Source organism: Shewanella sairae (assembly GCF_023283535.1).
Taxonomy (GTDB): domain Bacteria; phylum Pseudomonadota; class Gammaproteobacteria; order Enterobacterales; family Shewanellaceae; genus Shewanella; species Shewanella sairae.
The window spans coordinates 1-2,080 of the sequence record NZ_JAKILT010000147.1 but is presented as its reverse complement, the minus strand read 5'-3'; the positions used below and the strand labels follow the sequence as shown (position 1 = coordinate 2,080).

Annotated in this window: 1 protein-coding gene and 1 pseudogene; both read left to right on the top strand. The window is 35.1% G+C overall.

Annotated features, from left to right (window positions below; genetic code table 11):
- Nucleotides 1–306: 306 nt before the first annotated feature.
- Nucleotides 307–1,065: a putative porin gene (locus L2748_RS23635; RefSeq protein ID WP_220783595.1), complete on the top strand. Its 759-nt coding sequence runs from the start codon at nucleotides 307–309 to the stop codon at nucleotides 1,063–1,065.
- Nucleotides 1,066–1,330: 265 nt separating this feature from the next.
- Nucleotides 1,331–2,080 (top strand): annotated as a pseudogene (locus tag L2748_RS23630) (hypothetical protein); the annotation flags it as partial.

Genomic DNA, 2,080 nt, shown 5'->3' with positions numbered 1-2,080 from the left:
CAATCAACATTAATATACTTAGATTGACATACTTTCGTTTATAAAAAGTGCATTTTAAATATCAATAACACCATATCCCCGTTCATTCGTAAATGAACGGGTGACATCCTCAATTAATAGTAATCGTTGTCGCACGTAAAAATGATGACGTTAACCGCTGACGACAAAGGTAATCAAAACCTGAACGAATTACGTCTCACACACAAATATTTTACATCAGAAACCATTCAAATATCTTGCCAAAAAAATATTTTTCGACATAATTTCAAAAAATGCAGTAAAAAACAAACAAGTCAAGGAATGAAAATGAATAAATTTAACGCTTCAGCACTGGTCATTGCACTAGGCCTATCCAATTTTGGCGCTATTGCAGCTCAAGATAATTCATATCAACATGAAGCGGGTGTTGGCTATGTCACAAACACTGAAGAAGTGAGTGACGGTATTCTAGGTATTAATTATCGTTATTACGCAAAGCCTATAACACAGAACACTAGTCCATACGCATTAAATGGTTTCTTAGCTCAAACCTCAAATATTGGTGCTAACTACAGTACATTCGATGCTATCGATGTTGATACCATGGGTGTAGATGGTACTTATGTTTTTGATTCAAAGTTCTTTGTTGGTATGAATTACCAAAACAATAGTATTGGTAACGCTGATTTTAATACCTACGGCATTGAGCTAGGTTATTATGTCAATTCTCTAACAGCCATTTCAGCTTTTTATGATGATGGTGATGATAACGCAACAGAAAGTTACGGTTTGAAAGTTCGTCGTTATTTAGAGCTTGAGTCTACACCTGGTATTGATTTATCAGCAAGTTGGTTACACGCTAACTCAGATAATCACTATAACTTAGGCGCTGATTGGTACGTGTCAAATTCATGGTCTGTAGGCTCTGGTTATACTCGTAATGAAGCGGGTGGAGATTTTGATATTAGAACAGCATACTGGTTACGGGTCTCTGATAACTTCTCTGCAAACTTTGCCATTTCAAAAGTGGTTGATTCAGAAGTTGATGGGGTAGGTATTGGTATTGCTGTAATCGGTCGTTTCTAACACTGACAACACGAATATAAATAAAGCCAGTTCGCAATCAAGCTGGCTTTTTTATATAAAGCATTTCATTCCCTTAATCATTTTTACAGTCCCTAGTTACTATGTCACTCCATATTAATGTATTAGTGTTCAATAAAAATAGATTAATAAAATCAATTGCTATACCTAAAAGCCCTCCCTCACTAAAAAATGCTCTAGTACTCGATTCCTGTTATAAGTCATACTCTGAATATTTTTATTAATTAAGTTATCAAAAGGAATTTAAATGAAAAAAACGCTTATTGCCACAATAATTATCGCAGCGGGTATAGGTGGATATTGGTATAATCAACAAACAACACAGATGTCGAACGGCAATAATAACGTGCTTAGCTATGTGCCAGCTGACACTCCTATTTTGTTTGCACAACTAAAACCATTTCCAATTAAGTCATATATCAATTCTCTTTCTGAAGGTTATAGACAATACCCAGATAATACATTAGACGAACTTGAACAAGAATCCGAACCTAGTGCACAATTTTTACTTAGTATTGCTAAGTCATATATGGCATCAATGAAAGACGGTAGCACTTTCATTAACACTTTTGGCCTCGCTGAAAATATCCGTAGCTATTTCTACACGCTTGGACTGATGCCAGTGATTAAAGTGGAAGTTCAAAATGCCGATGCTATTTGGGCATTACTCGACAAAGCAGAAACAGATAGTGGTATTGCCCATACAAATATCAACCTGAAAGGCGTCGATGTTCGTAGTTATCAACTTACAAGTGAAACAAAAAAAGAACATGTTAATTTGATTGTTGCAGTTCATAATGGTTTATTAACTGCAACAATAACCACTTCATTATTAAGTGATGAGGTATTACTTGAAACAGCATTAGGTATAACACCAATAGAGAAGTCAGTTATTGATGCGCATATCATTGACGATATCATCAAGAATAATGACTTTATGAATGAGAGTATCGGTTATATCAATCATCAGGTGATTGCTACAGGTCTAACGAGCATT

What these genes read in the sequence shown, in the direction of transcription:
- L2748_RS23635 (WP_220783595.1), top strand. Translation starts at nt 307, where the DNA reads ATGAATAAATTTAACGCTTCAGCACTGGTCATTGCACTAGGCCTATCC.